At 57.6% G+C, this 15804-nt stretch carries 13 protein-coding genes; 10 read left to right on the top strand and 3 right to left on the bottom strand.

Annotated elements, in window-relative coordinates; all coding sequences use genetic code 11:
• Positions 1-48: 48 nt before the first annotated feature.
• Positions 49-1299, bottom strand: a complete 1251-nt coding sequence (gene icd / locus ACU4F7_RS08515; RefSeq protein ID WP_024555883.1) for an NADP-dependent isocitrate dehydrogenase — start codon at positions 1297-1299, stop codon at positions 49-51.
• Positions 1300-1414: 115 nt separating this feature from the next.
• Here icd and rluE point away from each other — a divergent pair, with 115 nt between their 5' ends.
• From rluE to ACU4F7_RS08465, 10 genes are all read left to right on the top strand, one after another.
• Positions 1415-2068 (top strand): 23S rRNA pseudouridine(2457) synthase RluE, encoded by a 654-nt coding sequence (gene rluE / locus ACU4F7_RS08510; protein ID WP_481638434.1) that lies wholly within the window; start codon positions 1415-1417, stop codon positions 2066-2068.
• Positions 2069-2097: 29 nt separating this feature from the next.
• On the top strand, positions 2098-2547 hold the full coding sequence (locus ACU4F7_RS08505; RefSeq protein WP_029592555.1) for an NUDIX hydrolase: 450 nt from the start codon (positions 2098-2100) through the stop codon (positions 2545-2547).
• Positions 2548-2861: 314 nt separating this feature from the next.
• Positions 2862-4811 (top strand): methyl-accepting chemotaxis protein, encoded by a 1950-nt coding sequence (locus ACU4F7_RS08500; protein ID WP_481638433.1) that lies wholly within the window; start codon positions 2862-2864, stop codon positions 4809-4811.
• 195 nt (positions 4812-5006) lie between these two features.
• Complete coding sequence (mnmA, locus tag ACU4F7_RS08495; protein ID WP_029592553.1) at positions 5007-6116, top strand: tRNA 2-thiouridine(34) synthase MnmA; 1110 nt, start codon at positions 5007-5009, stop codon at positions 6114-6116.
• A 29-nt stretch (positions 6117-6145) separates the two neighbouring features.
• Positions 6146-6775 carry a high frequency lysogenization protein HflD gene (hflD, locus tag ACU4F7_RS08490; protein ID WP_029592552.1) on the top strand — a complete coding sequence of 210 codons (630 nt, stop codon included), beginning with the start codon at positions 6146-6148 and terminating at the stop codon, positions 6773-6775.
• A gap of 19 nt (positions 6776-6794) precedes the next feature.
• Entirely contained in the window at positions 6795-8165 is a 1371-nt protein-coding gene (purB, locus tag ACU4F7_RS08485) for an adenylosuccinate lyase (RefSeq protein WP_029592550.1), read from the top strand.
• Positions 8166-8227: 62 nt separating this feature from the next.
• The gene (locus ACU4F7_RS08480; RefSeq protein ID WP_481638712.1) at positions 8228-9151 is read left to right on the top strand and encodes a DUF7916 family protein; all 924 of its coding nucleotides are present in this window, start codon (positions 8228-8230) and stop codon (positions 9149-9151) included.
• Between the two features lie 88 nt (positions 9152-9239).
• A complete protein-coding gene (gene phoP / locus ACU4F7_RS08475) occupies positions 9240-9911 on the top strand; it encodes a two-component system response regulator PhoP (RefSeq protein ID WP_481638432.1) in 672 nt (223 codons plus the stop codon).
• Entirely contained in the window at positions 9912-11417 is a 1506-nt protein-coding gene (gene phoQ / locus ACU4F7_RS08470; RefSeq protein ID WP_029592547.1) for a two-component system sensor histidine kinase PhoQ, read from the top strand.
• A gap of 49 nt (positions 11418-11466) precedes the next feature.
• Entirely contained in the window at positions 11467-12588 is a 1122-nt protein-coding gene (locus ACU4F7_RS08465) for a ribosomal protein uL16 3-hydroxylase (protein WP_481638431.1), read from the top strand.
• Positions 12589-12694: 106 nt separating this feature from the next.
• Here ACU4F7_RS08465 and pepT read toward each other — a convergent pair whose 3' ends face one another.
• Together pepT and ACU4F7_RS08455 are read right to left on the bottom strand one after the other, a co-directional pair.
• Complete coding sequence (pepT, locus tag ACU4F7_RS08460) at positions 12695-13921, bottom strand: peptidase T (RefSeq protein ID WP_481638430.1); 1227 nt, start codon at positions 13919-13921, stop codon at positions 12695-12697.
• A gap of 157 nt (positions 13922-14078) precedes the next feature.
• Positions 14079-15533 carry a sugar porter family MFS transporter gene (locus ACU4F7_RS08455; RefSeq protein ID WP_481638429.1) on the bottom strand — a complete coding sequence of 485 codons (1455 nt, stop codon included), beginning with the start codon at positions 15531-15533 and terminating at the stop codon, positions 14079-14081.
• Positions 15534-15804: the final 271 nt, after the last annotated feature.

Raw genomic sequence — 15804 nt, 5'->3', positions numbered from 1 at the left:
AAAACGGGAACCATCAGGCTCCCGTTCTTCTTTAACCCGCCAGGCGGATTACATGTTCGCGATGATCGCGTCGCCAAACTCTGAACATTTCAGCAGCTTAGCGCCTTCCATCAGGCGTTCGAAGTCATAGGTCACGGTCTTGTTGTTGATAGCGCCTTCCATACCTTTCACGATAAGGTCAGCCGCTTCGAACCACTCCATATGACGCAGCATCATTTCTGCGGAGAGAATGATGGAGCCCGGGTTCACTTTGTCCTGGCCTGCGTATTTCGGCGCGGTGCCGTGGGTTGCTTCAAACAGCGCGCATTCGTCTCCGATGTTCGCGCCCGGCGCGATGCCGATGCCGCCAACTTGCGCCGCCAGGGCGTCGGAGATGTAGTCGCCGTTGAGGTTCATACAGGCGATAACGTCATACTCCGCCGGGCGCAGCAGGATCTGCTGCAGGAAGGCGTCGGCGATAACGTCTTTCACCACAATCTCTTTGCCGGTGTTCGGGTTCTTGATTTTCACCCACGGGCCGCCGTCGATAAGCTCGCCGCCGAACTCTTCGCGAGCCAGCTGGTAGCCCCAGTCTTTAAAGGCGCCTTCGGTGAACTTCATGATGTTGCCTTTGTGCACCAGGGTAACGGAATCGCGATCGTTGGTGATAGCGTATTCAATCGCCGCGCGCACCAGGCGCTTGGTGCCTTCTTCGGAGCACGGCTTAATGCCGATGCCGCAATGTTCCGGGAAGCGAATTTTTTTCACGCCCATCTCATCACGCAGGAATTTGATAACTTTGTCCGCTTCAGCGCTGTCCGCTTTCCACTCGATGCCGGCGTAAATGTCTTCAGAGTTTTCACGGAAGATAACCATGTCGGTCAGTTCCGGGTGTTTTACCGGGCTCGGGGTGCCCTGGTAGTAGCGCACCGGACGCAGGCAAACATACAGGTCCAGCTCCTGGCGCAGCGCCACGTTAAGGGAGCGGATGCCGCCACCGACCGGCGTGGTCAGCGGGCCTTTGATCGCTACGCGATATTCACGAATCAGATCGAGAGTTTCCTGCGGCAGCCAGACATCCTGGCCGTAAACTTTGGTCGATTTCTCACCGGTGTAAATTTCCATCCAGGAAATTTTACGCTCGCCCTTGTAAGCCTTCTCAACCGCGGCGTCCACGACTTTCAGCATGGCCGGCGTCACGTCCACACCGATGCCATCCCCTTCGATAAAAGGAATAATCGGGTTATTGGGAACATTCAGCTTGCCGTTTTGCGCTGTGATCTTTTGACCTTCCGCCGGAACAACTACTTTGCTTTCCATTCACCTCTCCTTCGAGCGCTTCTGGTTGTGACTCATTTTGTTAATGATTTGTAATAGGCGTGTCAATACTAACTCAATGTTGTGCCCCATGCCACGCTATTGTGATTCCGCTATAATGCGGCAATCCATAACATCTGAAAATAGTATGCAAAAAACTTCTTCGAAAAATCACCAGCTTAAGCGTTTCAGCACACGTCATCGCGCGCAACAGCGCCCGTCCCAAGGGCCGAAGCGCCTGATTCTCTTTAACAAGCCCTACGATGTGCTGCCGCAGTTTACCGATGAGGCGGGCCGGCAAACGCTGAAAGATTTCATTCCGGTGGCAGGCGTGTACGCCGCAGGCCGTCTCGATCGCGACAGCGAAGGGTTACTGGTGCTGACCAATGACGGCGCGCTGCAGGCAAAGCTCACGCAGCCTGGCAAACGCACCGGCAAAATCTATTACGTGCAGGTGGAAGGCGAGCCCACCGATGAAGCGCTGAGCGCCCTCAGAAACGGCGTTACGCTTAACGATGGCCCTACCCTGCCCGCTGGCGTGGAGCTTGTCGACGCGCCGCACTGGCTGTGGCCGCGCAACCCGCCGATACGCGAACGCAAGTCAATTCCCACATCGTGGCTTAAAATCACCCTTTACGAGGGGCGCAACCGGCAGGTCCGGCGGATGACCGCCCATGTCGGTTTTCCCACGCTGCGCCTGATCCGTTATGCGATGGGCGAATACACTCTGGATAACCTCGCCAACGGCGACTGGCGCGAAGTCGCGCTCTGAAAAGTGGCGCTTTGAAAAAGGAAACGCGAATGTTCAAACCTCATGTTACGGTCGCCTGCATTGTGCACGCGAAGGACAAATTTCTTGTTGTTGAGGAAACCATTAACGGCAAAGCGCTGTGGAACCAGCCGGCAGGCCATCTGGAGGCGGATGAAACGCTGCTGGAAGCCGCGCGCCGCGAGCTGTGGGAAGAGACAGGCATTAAAGCCGAACCGCAGCATTTTTTACGTCTGCATCAGTGGCTCGCGCCGGATAACACGCCGTTCCTGCGTTTTCTCTTCAGTATTGAGCTTGAAGATTGTGTGCCGACGCAGCCGCACGACAGCGATATTGACTGCTGCCGCTGGGTCAGCGCCGATGAGATCCTGAACGCGGCAAATCTGCGCTCGCCGCTGGTGGCGGAAAGCATCCGCACCTGGCAGCGCGGCGAGCGTTATCCGCTGTCGCTGATTGGCGCCTTTAACTGGCCGTTTCACTGAACGCGCTTTATCCCCTCCTCGCCCCGCCCGGGGCGTTAAACGCCGTTTCTCCCGCTTATTATTTCTTTACGAAATATTTAACGCCAGCTAAACGTGCTGCGTACCAGCGCTACAATCAGCACTTTCGTTCATCACGCGACCCTCCCCTGTATTTGCCTGCTGCTTTGCCCGCTAAACGCCTCTTTTTTCGCCGTAAGGCGCCATCCGACTAGCGCTAAAGGACAAAAAACAGCCGCCGATAGAACGGTGACAGGGAGGCGTTTATTGATAAGGAATGGCAATGACTTGATAAAGGTTTACTCTGAGGAGCCGTGATGGCCAAAGAATATGTTTCCAGGAAAATGAGTACCCGGGCGCAGATGTTGTTGACAGGCGCCTTAACCATCACGCTGGGTTTTGTGATGACTATCGGAGTACTGAGCTGGCAATCCAGCGCTGAACAAAAATCGCTGGCGGAAAGTTACTTACAGCAGATAGCCCGCAGCGAAGCGCTCAAAATCCAGCAGGAGCTCAACTACGCCCGCGATGTGGCGCATAACCTCGGCCACAGCATCGCGGCCCTGCCCCGCGCCGGTATCACCGACCGCAACGTTGCCAACAAACTGCTGGAATCGGCGCTGCGCGATAACCCTGACTACCTCTCCGTGTCAGTTATTTTTGAAGAAAACGCCTTTGACGGGCGCGATGCGGAATTCGCCGACAAGCCAGCTCAGGCGCCAAAAGGCCGCTACGCCTTCTTTGTGGATCACGACCAGGCGGGCCATTATCAGTTTCATCCTCTGCTCTCCTACCCGACGCCGGGCCAGGGCGATTATTACCTGATTCCGCAAAAAACCCAGAAGGATACCCTGATTGAACCCTACAGCTACGCCTATAACGGCGTACCAACGCTGCTTACGTCGGTGGCGGCGCCGATTATGGTCGAGGGTAAATTACAGGCGGTGGTGACGTCCGATATTTCGCTGGCCTCGTTACAGCAACGAGTGAATCAGATTAAGCCGTGGGAAGGCGGCGGCTACGCCGTACTGCTTTCTACGGCCGGTAAGGTTATCTCCTATCCCGATAAAAAGCTCACCAGCAAACCGTTTCCAGGCGATACCGCAGGTTTTAGCGCGAAAGTCGTCGAGCAGCGCGATCCTGTCCTTGGCGAAGATGCGTTAGTCACCTGGCAGCCGGTGAGCATCGGCAACAGCACCGATAACTGGTATCTGGGCGTCGTGGCGCCGGTAAGCCAGGTAATGGCCGCCGCCAACCAGCAGCTACGAAACGCCATTATCCTGATGGTGGTAAGCATTCTGCTGGTGAGCGCGCTGCTGGGGATAGTCTTCAGCCGCAAAGTGCTTAAACCGCTCGGCGGCGAACCGCGGGAAGCGGCCACCATCGCGCTGGCGGTGGCGGAAGGCAAACTCGATAACGCTATCGACGTGAAAGCGGGCGACAGCGGCAGCCTGTTCTTCGCGCTGCACACCATGCAGGCGCAGCTGCGTCAGATGGTCGGGCAAATCAAAGCGGCCAGTAATTCGGTGCGCGAAGGCGCGGGCGAGATTGTCAGCGGCAACATTAACCTCTCCTCCCGCACCGAGCAGCAGGCGTCGGCGCTGGAACAGACCGCCGCCAGCATGGAGCAGATCAGCGCCACCGTGAAGCACAACGCCGATAACGCGCATCAGGCTACGGCGTTGACGGCGAACGCCACCCAGATAGCCAGCCGGGGCGAAGCGCTGGTAGGCCAGGTCGTGCAGACCATGGCGCAGATAGACGACAGCGCGAAGAAAATCGGCGATATCACCACCATGATCAACAGCATCGCGTTTCAGACCAATATCCTCGCGCTTAACGCGGCGGTGGAAGCGGCGCGCGCGGGCGAACAGGGTCGCGGCTTCGCCGTGGTGGCCTCGGAAGTGCGCAATCTCGCGCAGCGCAGCGCCAGCGCGGTGAAAGAGATAGCCGCGCTTATCGAAGAGTCCAGCCAGCGTGTGGAAAACGGCGTTCAGCTGGTTAACGATGCGGGCAAAACCATGCAGGAGATGACGCAGGCGGTGCATTCGGTGCAGACCATTATTGGCGAGATCGTCAGCGCCTCGGATGAGCAGTCTAAAGGCATAAGCCAGGTGACCATCGCCGTCAATGAAATGGATGGCGTCACCCAGCAAAACGCCGCGCTGGTGCAACAGATGGCGGCGGCGGCCAGCTCGCTCGAAGAACAGGCTCAGCAACTCGCGCAAACCGTCGAACAGTTCACGCTCGACGAACGCTTCGCGTAATACGACGGCGGGGGCTTTTTCAGGTCCCCGTCCCCTTCCCGTTCTCTTCACGCCTCTGCCGCCGCGCTATTCGCAATTATTGCCGCTAAGGGCTTTAATTTGGCCTGCGCGGGCACGGCGGTGCGCGCAGGGGGTGTCTGCGCCGTCAGTGCGTGCTAGAATACGCCGCCTTTGTTTTAAGTCGTGAGTGGTGCAATGTCTGATAACAGCCAGAAAAAAGTGATCGTCGGAATGTCCGGCGGCGTTGATTCCTCCGTTTCCGCCTACCTGTTGCAACAACAGGGCTATAAGGTGGAAGGCCTGTTCATGAAGAACTGGGAAGAGGATGATGGCGAGGAGTATTGCACCGCCGCCGCCGACCTGGCCGATGCGCAGGCGGTGTGCGACAAGCTCGGTATTGAACTGCATACGGTGAACTTCGCCGCAGAATACTGGGATAACGTGTTCGAACATTTCCTCGCGGAATATAAAGCGGGACGCACGCCGAACCCGGATATCCTCTGCAACAAAGAGATCAAATTCAAAGCGTTTCTGGAGTTCGCCGCCGAAGATTTAGGCGCGGATTATATCGCCACCGGCCACTATGTGCGCCGGGCGGATGTTGACGGCAAAAGCCGCCTGCTGCGCGGTCTCGACGGCAACAAAGACCAGAGCTATTTCCTCTATACGCTGGGGCATGAACAAATTGCCCAAAGCCTGTTCCCGGTAGGCGAACTGGAAAAACCCGAAGTGCGCCAGATTGCCGAAGAGCTGGGTCTTGTAACGGCGAAGAAGAAAGACTCCACCGGCATCTGCTTTATCGGCGAACGTAAATTCCGTGAGTTCCTGGGCCGCTATCTGCCAGCGCAGCCGGGTAAAATCGTCAGCGTCGACGGCGATGAAATCGGCGAACATCAGGGACTGATGTATCACACCCTTGGTCAACGTAAAGGGCTTGGCATTGGCGGCTTGAAAGATGGCGGCGAAGAGCCGTGGTACGTCGTGGATAAAGACGTTGAAAACAATATCCTGATCGTTGCGCAAGGCCATGACCACCCGCGCCTGATGTCGGTCGGGCTCATCGCCCAGCAGCTGCACTGGGTGGACCGCGAACCGCTGACGGCTGAGCTGCGCTGCACCGTGAAAACGCGCTACCGTCAGACGGATATTCCCTGCACTATTCGCCCGCTTGACGATGAGCGAATCGAAGTGCGCTTTGACGAGCCGGTCGCCGCCGTGACGCCAGGCCAGTCCGCCGTCTTCTACCTGGGCGAAGTCTGCCTTGGCGGCGGCATCATCGAGCAGCGCCTGCCGCTGCCTTTGTAACCGGTAAACAGCGCACGTAAGGAGGAAGTGTGGCGAAGAATTATTATGATATTACGCTGGCGCTGGCTGGCATCTGTCAGTCTGCCCGTCTGGTGCAACAGCTGGCGCATCAGGGGCACTGCGACAGCGAAGCGATGCGTGTTTCGCTCGGCAGCGTTATCGATCTCAACCCGGCCTCCACGCTCGGCGTTTTTGGCGGCAGCGAAGCGAACCTGCGCACTGGCCTCGAAACCCTTATCGGCGTGCTCAACGCCAGCAGCCGCCAGGGACTCAGCGCCGAACTGACGCGCTACACCCTAAGCCTGATGGTGCTGGAACGTAAGCTTGAAAGCAGCAAAGGGGCGATGGATACCCTTGGCGAACGCATCGCTGGCCTGCAACGCCAGCTTGACCACTTCGACCTTGAATCCGAGACCCTGCTGAGCGCCATGGCGGGGATTTATGTGGATGTCGTAAGCCCGCTGGGCCCGCGTATTCAGGTGATGGGGTCGCCCGCCGTGCTGCAAAGCCCGCAGGTGCAGGCCAAAGTGCGCGCCTGCCTGCTGGCGGGCATTCGCGCCGCCGTGCTGTGGCGTCAGACAGGCGGTGGCCGCCTGCAGTTAATGTTTTCCCGTAATCGTCTGGTAACCCAGGCGAAACAGATTCTTGCTCATTGTTAACCTCCCGGAGTTGTGAATTATGGAATTATCCTCACTGACCGCCGTTTCCCCCGTTGATGGACGCTATGGCGATAAAGTCAGCGCGCTGCGCGCTATTTTCAGCGAATTTGGTTTGCTGAAATTCCGCGTACAGGTTGAAGTCCGCTGGCTGCAAAAGCTGGCCGCGCACGCAGCGATCAAGGAAGTTCCTGCTTTTGCCAGAGAAGCAAACGATTACCTTGATAAAATCGTTGCTCAATTCAATGAAGAAGACGCCGCGCGCATCAAGACCATTGAGCGCACCACTAACCATGACGTTAAAGCGGTGGAATATTTTCTCAAAGAGAAAGTCGCGCAGGTGCCGGAGCTGCATGCAGTGTCGGAGTTTATTCACTTCGCCTGCACCTCCGAAGACATCAACAACCTCTCCCACGCGCTGATGCTGAAAACCGCCCGTGAAGAGGTGGTGCTGCCTTACTGGCGTAAAATCATCGATGCGGTGAAAGACCTGGCGCACCAGTATCGCGATATCCCGCTGCTTTCTCGCACTCACGGCCAGCCCGCCACCCCGTCCACCATGGGTAAAGAGATGGCGAACGTCGCTTACCGCATGGAGCGCCAGTTCCGCCAGCTGGAACAGGTGGAGATCCTCGGTAAAATCAACGGCGCGGTAGGCAACTATAACGCCCACATCGCCGCTTACCCGGAAGTGGACTGGCATCAGTTCAGCGAAGAGTTTGTCACCTCGCTCGGCATTCAGTGGAACCCGTACACCACCCAGATTGAACCGCACGATTACATCGCCGAGCTGTTCGACTGCATCGCGCGCTTTAACACCATTCTTATCGACTTCGATCGCGACGTCTGGGGCTATATCGCGCTCAACCACTTTAAGCAGAAAACCATCGCGGGCGAGATAGGCTCCTCCACCATGCCGCATAAAGTTAACCCGATCGACTTCGAAAACTCCGAAGGCAACTTGGGGCTTGCCAACGCCGTGCTGCAACACCTGGCGAGCAAACTGCCGGTTTCCCGCTGGCAGCGCGACCTCACGGACTCCACAGTGCTGCGCAACCTCGGCGTCGGCGTGGGTTACGCGCTCATCGCCTACCAGGCGACGCTTAAAGGCGTAAGCAAGCTGGAAGTGAACCGCGATCGCCTGCTGGCAGAGCTGGATAGCAACTGGGAAGTGCTGGCGGAGCCTATTCAGACCGTTATGCGCCGTTACGGCATCGAGAAGCCTTACGAGAAGCTTAAAGAGCTGACCCGCGGCAAACGCGTGGATGCCGAAGGCATGAAGCAGTTTATCGACAGCCTTGAGCTGCCGGAGGAAGAAAAAACCCGCCTGAAGGCGATGACCCCGGCCAACTATCTCGGCCGCGCCATTCAGATGGTGGACGACCTCAAGTAAGCCAGCATGCGCCACCTTCGGGTGGCGTTTTTTTTGCCTGTCTGTCTAAAAGGAGAAGGATGATGAAACGCTATCTCGATCTCAGCGCCTCTGAACTGGCGAACATAGAAAAAGCAGAGCTGCTCTATGCCATTCGCGCCAGCGAAGGCCGCATTCTGGTCAGCGAGTGCATCGGGGCGACCCAGCCGCTGCTGAACACCATCACCAACGCCGAGCTGGCGGCAAGCCAGGGCGCCGATATCCTGCTGCTCAACCTTTTTGACCTACAGGCGCCGCATATCGCCGGGCTGCCGGAAGGCATCGCGCCGCAAGAGACGCTGCGCGAGCTTAAGCGCCTGACCGGTCGGGTTATCGGCGTTAACCTGGAAGCGGTAGACCCTGCGCATGCTAACCCTCATAACGCGTTCTGGCAGATGACCGCCGGGCGCGCCGCAACGGTAGAAAACGCGCAAAAGCTGTATGAGATGGGCGCACGCATCGTGGTGCTTACCGGCAACCCTAACAACGGCGTCAGCAACCAGGCCATCGCCGATGCGCTGAAAGCGATTCGCGATGCGGTGGGCGACAAACTGGTGCTGATTACCGGGAAAATGCACGGCGCGGGGATTGTGCGCGAAAGCGGCAGCGCGCTTATCAGCGAGCGGGATATCACGCTGTTTATTGAAAATGGCGCCGACGTGGTGCTGCTTCCGGCTCCCGGCACAATCCCCGGTATGTCGCAGGAGAAAGTGGCAAAGCTGATTGATTTTACCCACCAGCAGGGAGCGCTGGCGATGACCGCCATCGGCACCTCGCAGGAAGGGGCCGAACGCGACACCATCCGCCAGATGGCGTTGATGAGCAAGATGGCGGGCGCGGATCTTCACCATATCGGCGATACCGGCTGGCTCGGACTCGCCCTGCCGGACAACATTTTCACCTATAGCGTGGCAATACGCGGCGTACGCCACACTTATAGCCGCATCGCCCGCTCGGTGCTGCGCTAAGCCGCCCCGGCGGTTTAAAGAATGTTTATCACGCTGGCGGCATAATTAGCGTTACACTATTTATGCAATTGATATAAGAGGATTCACGATGCGCGTGCTGGTTGTGGAGGATAACGCCCTGCTGCGTCACCATCTTAAGGTGCAGCTGAGCGAACTGGGTCATCAGGTCGATGCTGCGGAAGACGCGAAAGAGGCGGATTATTTCCTCAACGAACACCTGCCCGATATCGCCATCGTGGATTTAGGGCTGCCTGACGAAGATGGCCTGAGCCTTATCAAACGCTGGCGCAGCCACGACGTCACCCTGCCGGTGCTGGTGCTCACCGCCCGCGAAGGCTGGCAGGATAAAGTGGAAGTGCTGGGCGCCGGGGCGGATGATTACGTCACTAAACCGTTTCATATTGAAGAGGTGGTGGCGCGCATGCAGGCGCTGCTGCGCCGTAACAGCGGTCTTGCCTCGCAGATTATCTCCCTGCCGCCCTTTCAGCTCGATCTCTCCCGCCGCGAACTCACTATTCACGATAGCCCCATCAAGCTCACCGCGTTTGAGTACACCATTATGGAGACGCTTATTCGCAACGTCGGCAAAGTGGTGAGCAAAGAGTCGCTGATGCTTCAGCTTTACCCGGATGCCGAGCTGCGTGAAAGCCATACTATCGACGTGCTGATGGGGCGCCTGCGTAAGAAGATCCAGGCAGAGCACGCCGGTGAGGTGATAACCACCGTACGCGGCCAGGGCTACCGCTTCGACCTGCGATAAATGAAAACGCTGCTGCGGCATATTCTGCCGCTCTCCCTGCGGGTCCGTTTTTTGCTGGCTACAGCCGCCGTGGTGCTGGTGCTCTCTCTTGCCTATGGCGCAGTGGCGCTGGTGGGCTACAGCGTGAGCTTCGATAAAACCACTTTTCGCCTGCTGCGGGGTGAAAGCAACCTGTTCTATACCCTCGCCACCTGGCAAAACAACCGGCTTAGCGTGGAGATCCCGGAAAATCTGGATATCCAGAGCCCGACGATAGCGCTGATTTACGATGAGAAAGGCCATCTACTCTGGTCGCAGCGTAACCTGCCCTGGCTTAGCAAGAAAATTCGCCCCGACTGGCTTACCGCCAACGGCTTCCACGAGCTGGAGGCCAACTTTCGCGCCAGTAGCGACCTGCTCGGCGCTAACCGCTCCCTGCAAAAACAGCTCAGCGATTTTCGCCGCGAGGAAGATGATAATGAGATGACCCACTCGGTGGCGGTCAACCAGTACCCCGCTACGGCCAGGATGCCCGCGCTGACGGTGGTGGTGGTGGATACCATTCCGATGGAGCTCAAAGGCAGCTACACCGTCTGGAACTGGTTTATCTATGTGCTTATCGCCAACCTGCTGCTGGTGATCCCGCTGCTCTGGCTGGCGGCCTGGTGGAGCTTACGGCCTATCGAGGCGCTGGCAGGCGAGGTGCGCGAGCTGGAAGAGCATCACCGCGACAGCCTCAACCCTGAAACGACGCGTGAGCTGACAAGCCTTGTAAGCAACCTTAACCGGCTGCTGAAAAGCGAGCGCGAGCGTTACGACAAATACCGTCATACGCTGACTGACCTGACGCACAGCCTGAAAACGCCGCTGGCGGTGCTGCAAAGCACGCTGCGTTCGCTGCGCACCGGCAAGCTGGATGTGGAACAAGCGGAGCCGGTAATGCTTGAACAGATAAGCCGTATTTCACAGCAAATCGGTTATTACCTGCACCGCGCCAGTATGCGCAGCGACAGTCTGCTGCTGAGCCGCGAGCTGCATTCCGTTGCGCCGCTGCTGGATAACCTCACTTCCGCGCTGAACAAGGTATACCAGCGCAAAGGGGTCACTATCACGCTGGATATCTCGCCGGAGATAACCTTTATCGGCGAGCAGAACGACTTTATGGAAGTGATGGGCAATCTGCTGGATAACGCCTGCAAATACTGCCTGGAGTTTGTCGAAGTGAGCGCCCGTCAGAGCGATGACCAGTTGCGCCTGATAGTGGAGGATGACGGGCCAGGCATTCCGCACAGCAAACGGGCGCTGGTCTTTGACCGGGGACAACGCGTTGATACGCTGCGCCCGGGTCAGGGGGTGGGACTGTCGGTCGCCCGCGAAATCGTCGAGCAGTACGACGGGGAGATCCTGACCGGCGACAGCGAGCTTGGCGGCGCGCGCATGGAGGTGATTTTCGCCCGTCAGCAGCCGATAGCTGGCGAAGCTTCCGCCAGTTCGCGAAAAAACAACCTAAACAGCCACGCAGAGTGAGCGGCGTCCGTTATAATCCGACTCATATTCTGAGCCTGCGGAACACAATATGGACTATCACGTAGAAATAAACTGGCCCGACTTTATTGAACGCTACTGGCAAAAACGCCCGGTAGTGCTGAAGCGCGGCATTAAAAACTTCATCGACCCCATCTCGCCGGACGAGCTGGCGGGGCTGGCGATGGAAAACGAAGTGGACAGCCGCCTGGTGAGCCATCTTGATGGCAAATGGCAGGTGAGCCACGGGCCGTTTGAAAGCTACGATCACTTAGGCGAAAACGACTGGTCGCTGCTGGTGCAGGCGGTGGATCACTGGCATGAGCCTACGGCCGCCCTGATGCGCCCTTTCCGCGCCCTGCCCGACTGGCGCATCGACGATCTGATGATCTCGTTCTCTGTACCGGGCGGCGGCGTCGGTCCGCATCTCGATCAGTACGACGTGTTTATCATTCAGGGCGCCGGCCGCCGCCGCTGGCGCGTGGGTGAAAAGACGCCGATGAAGCAGCATTGCCCGCACCCGGACCTGCTGCAGGTGGATCCGTTTGCTGCAATCATCGATGAAGAGATGGAGCCTGGCGACATTCTTTATATTCCGCCAGGATTTCCGCATGAAGGCTATTCGCTGGAAAACTCCCTCAACTACTCTGTCGGCTTTCGCGCGCCGAGCGGCCGGGAGCTTATCAGCGGCTTTGCGGATTACGTACTGCAGCGTGAACTGGGCGGCCAGCGTTACAGCGACCCGGATGTGCCGCTGCGCGCGCAGCCAGCGGATATCGTCCCGGCGGAGCTGGATAAACTGCGCGGCATGATGCTCGAACTGATTAATCAGCCGGAGCATTTCAACGCCTGGTTTGGCGAGTTCATCACCCAGTCGCGTCACGAACTGGACGTTGCGCCGCCGGAACCGCCTTATCAGCCGGATGAGATTTACGATGCCCTGAAGCAGGGCGACAAGCTGGTGCGTCTGGGCGGCCTGCGCGTACTGCGCATCGGCGAAGAGGTGTTTGTTAACGGCGAGAAAATCGACAGCCCGCATCGCCCGGCGCTTAACGCCCTGGCAAACCACGTGGTGCTGAGCGACGCGCTGTTTGCCGACGCGCTGGAAGACCCTTCCTTCCTCGCCACGCTGGCGGCGCTGGTTAACAGCGGCTACTGGTATTTCGAAGATTAAGCAACCGGCTTTCGCCCCTCGCTCTTTCCCCGAGATGTGAGGGGCCAGCCTTGACAGGGCGGTTAAGCAACGCGCCGCCCGTCGCGACTTCGAAAAACAGCTATAGCTACGCGCGCTGCGCCGTTAACTCAGCAATGCGCACGATCACCGCCACCGCTTTTTCCATCCCCTCCAGCGAGGCGAATTCATGCTTGCCGTGATAGTTATACCCGCCGGTGAAAATATTCGGGCAGGGTAAGCCCATAAAGGAAAGCTGCGCGCCGTCGGTGCCGCCGCGAATCGGCTTCATTATTGGTTCAATATCGCAATCGCGCATCGCCTGCTCGGCAATGCTGATAATGTGCGGGTGTGCTGCGACCTTCTCGCGCATATTGTAATAGCTGTCTTCTATCGCCAGTTCGATATAGCAATCCGGGTGCAACCCTTTGCCGACTTTTTTGGCGATCTCCATCATCTTGCGCTTACGCGCCTCGAAACCGTCACGATCAAAATCGCGAATGATGTAGTGCATCTCCGCCCGGTCAACGGTGCCTTTAATACTCGTGAGATGATAAAAGCCTTCATAGCCTTCAGTGCACTCAGGGCTTTCATCGGCAGGCACTTCGGCATGCAGGCGAGCGGCGAGCGACAGCGCATTCACCATCACCCCTTTCGCCGTGCCAGGATGCACATTGTTGCCAACAATTTTGATAGTCACCGAGGCGGCGTTAAAGTTTTCAAACTCCAGCTCGCCTATGCCGCCGCCATCCATCGTGTAAGCCCAGCGGGCGTCAAACGCCTCGACGTCAAAATGTTTCGCCCCTTTGCCTACCTCTTCATCCGGGGTAAACGCCACGCGGATATCGCCATGCGGCACATTTTTCTGTTTGAGCGTCGCCAGCGCGGTCATTATCTCCGCCACGCCGGCTTTATCATCCGCGCCCAGCAGCGTTTTGCCGTCGGTGGTAATAAGCGTATGCCCCAGCAACTGATGAAGCACCGGGAACATCACCGGCGAGAGGATCTCTTCGCCTGTCCCTAACGCAATATCGCCGCCGCGGTAGTTTTCCACTATCTGCGGGTTAACGTTTTTGGCGGTGAAGTCGGGGGACGTATCGACGTGGGAAATAAATCCAATCGGCGGCACCGGTTTCGCCACGTTAGAAGGCAGCGTTCCCATCACCGTGCCGTGCTCGCTGAGAGTGACGTTCACCAGTCCCAGCTCCTCAAGCTGGCTTTTCAGCAACCGCAGCAGCTTCCACTGCCCCTCTGTGCTGGGCACCTGACGCACGCCAGGCTTTGACTGGGTGTCCAGAGAGACATACTGCAGAAACCGCTCGAGTAATTTATCCATAGTGTCACCCTCTTGATTTTTGTGACCTCATTATCAATAACCCGCAAATCAGAGTTATTGCGTCAGGTCACTTTTAGCAGGACGGCGGAGGAAATAATCCTCCGCTGAATCTGTTTCTCTTTAGCATCCAGAGCGACGGCTACGCCACCTTTTTATTTCAGGCGGTTTCGCCTGCGGCTGCGCTCCCCTGCTCGCCAAAGCGCTGGCGCATCGCGGTTTCGATTTGCTCAAGGGATTTACCGCGGGTCTCCGGCAGCGCCATGGCGACAAAAATCAGCGAGCCGATATTAATCAGCGCAAAGATAAAGAAAGTGGTATTGCCCGCCACCGCCAGCAGTGGAGGAAAGGCGAAGGCCACAATGGCGTTGCAGATCCACTGGAAAGAGACCGCCGTGCCGGTGAGCGCGCCGCGGACCTTCATCGGGAATAGCTCAGACATCAGCAGCCAGTAAACCGGTGAGATACACATTTGCATAAAGAACAGGAACACCAGGATGCAGCCGAGCGCCAGCAGGCTCTGCGTCATATCCTGCGGCATAAACACCAGCACGCAACCTAGCGCTATCTGCGCGCAGATAACGATTGTCAGACCGGTCATCAGCATGGGACGTCGGCCAAAGCGGCTGACGCCCTTAATACCCGCAATCGCCGCCAGCACCGAAACGATGCCATTGCCAATCGTCGCCGCGATGGACGCGCTGGTGCCCATGCCGGTGGTTTTCAGAATGATGGGCGTGTAGTACATAAAGGCGTTAACGCCGGTGAACTGTAAAACAAACCCCATGCCGGCGCCGGTCAACACCAGGCGAAGCACCCACTTTTGTTTCAGCAATTCCTTTGTTGAAGGCCCCTGTTGCGATTCGCGGGCCTGCTGCTTCATATCCGAAATCTCTTTTTGCACTTCACGCGGGTGTTCACGCAGGGTCTTTAACACGCGCAAGGCATCTTTGACCCGGCCTTCGGCGACCAGCCAGTGCGGCGAAGCAGGAACGAAAAAGGTGCCGATAAACAGCAACACGCCCGGCACCATCGCCAGCGCCAGCATATAGCGCCACATATGCGGATCGTTTAAGAGATAGCTCATCAGCGCGCTGACGATATAGGCCACGAGCTGGCCTGAGACAATCATCAGCTCATTACGGCTGACCAGCGGCGCACGTTTGCGCGGTCCGGCTATCTCGGCGATAAAAACCGGGACGGTAGAGGAGCCGCCGCCTACCGCGACGCCGAGCAAAAAGCGCATCACGATCATGATATTAACCGTGGGCGCAAGCGCCGTACCCAGCGCGCCTAACACAAAGAGCAGCGCGAGGCTGCGTAAGGTGATGCGTCTGCCGAAGCGGTCGGAGAGATAGCCGCTGAGAAACGCCCCCAGCGCAGCGCCGAAAATCAAAGAGGATGTCACTAATCCCTCAGTAAACGGGTTCAGCCCCAGCCCGCCCTGCGCCGCTGGCAATGTCATAAACGGCAGCGCGCCGGAAATAATACCCGTATCGTACCCGTATGCCAGCGAGCCCATTGTCGCCACCAGCACCACAAAAAAGAGGCGCTGGCGGACGCTGCCGCCTGAAGCCTGTTCAGGTCTCTCTTTGTCGTAAGCGTTTTTTTCCATAGTCGTCCTTCCCTGTTAAGGCTTTAGTCTGGCGAAACCCGAAGCGTATGCGCCCGAATTATTAACGTTCCTTATGAATTATAGGCAGCGCCTCGCTTTCAATAGATTTATGTGATGAATATCACTAAATCCCAGAATCCTCTTAGGCGCAGCGCCTAACAGACGAAAGCCGTAAAGCGTGCCAGGCTTTTTGCGAAAAGAAGAAGCGTAAGGGTGTAATCAGGGGCTATTGGTTCTGTTTTTTGCGCCAGACACGCGTAGCGGAAAAAGG

The organism is Franconibacter pulveris, from assembly GCF_056780215.1.
Note: the sequence above shows the minus strand (reverse complement) of the source record. Positions and strands in the feature narration are given on the sequence as shown.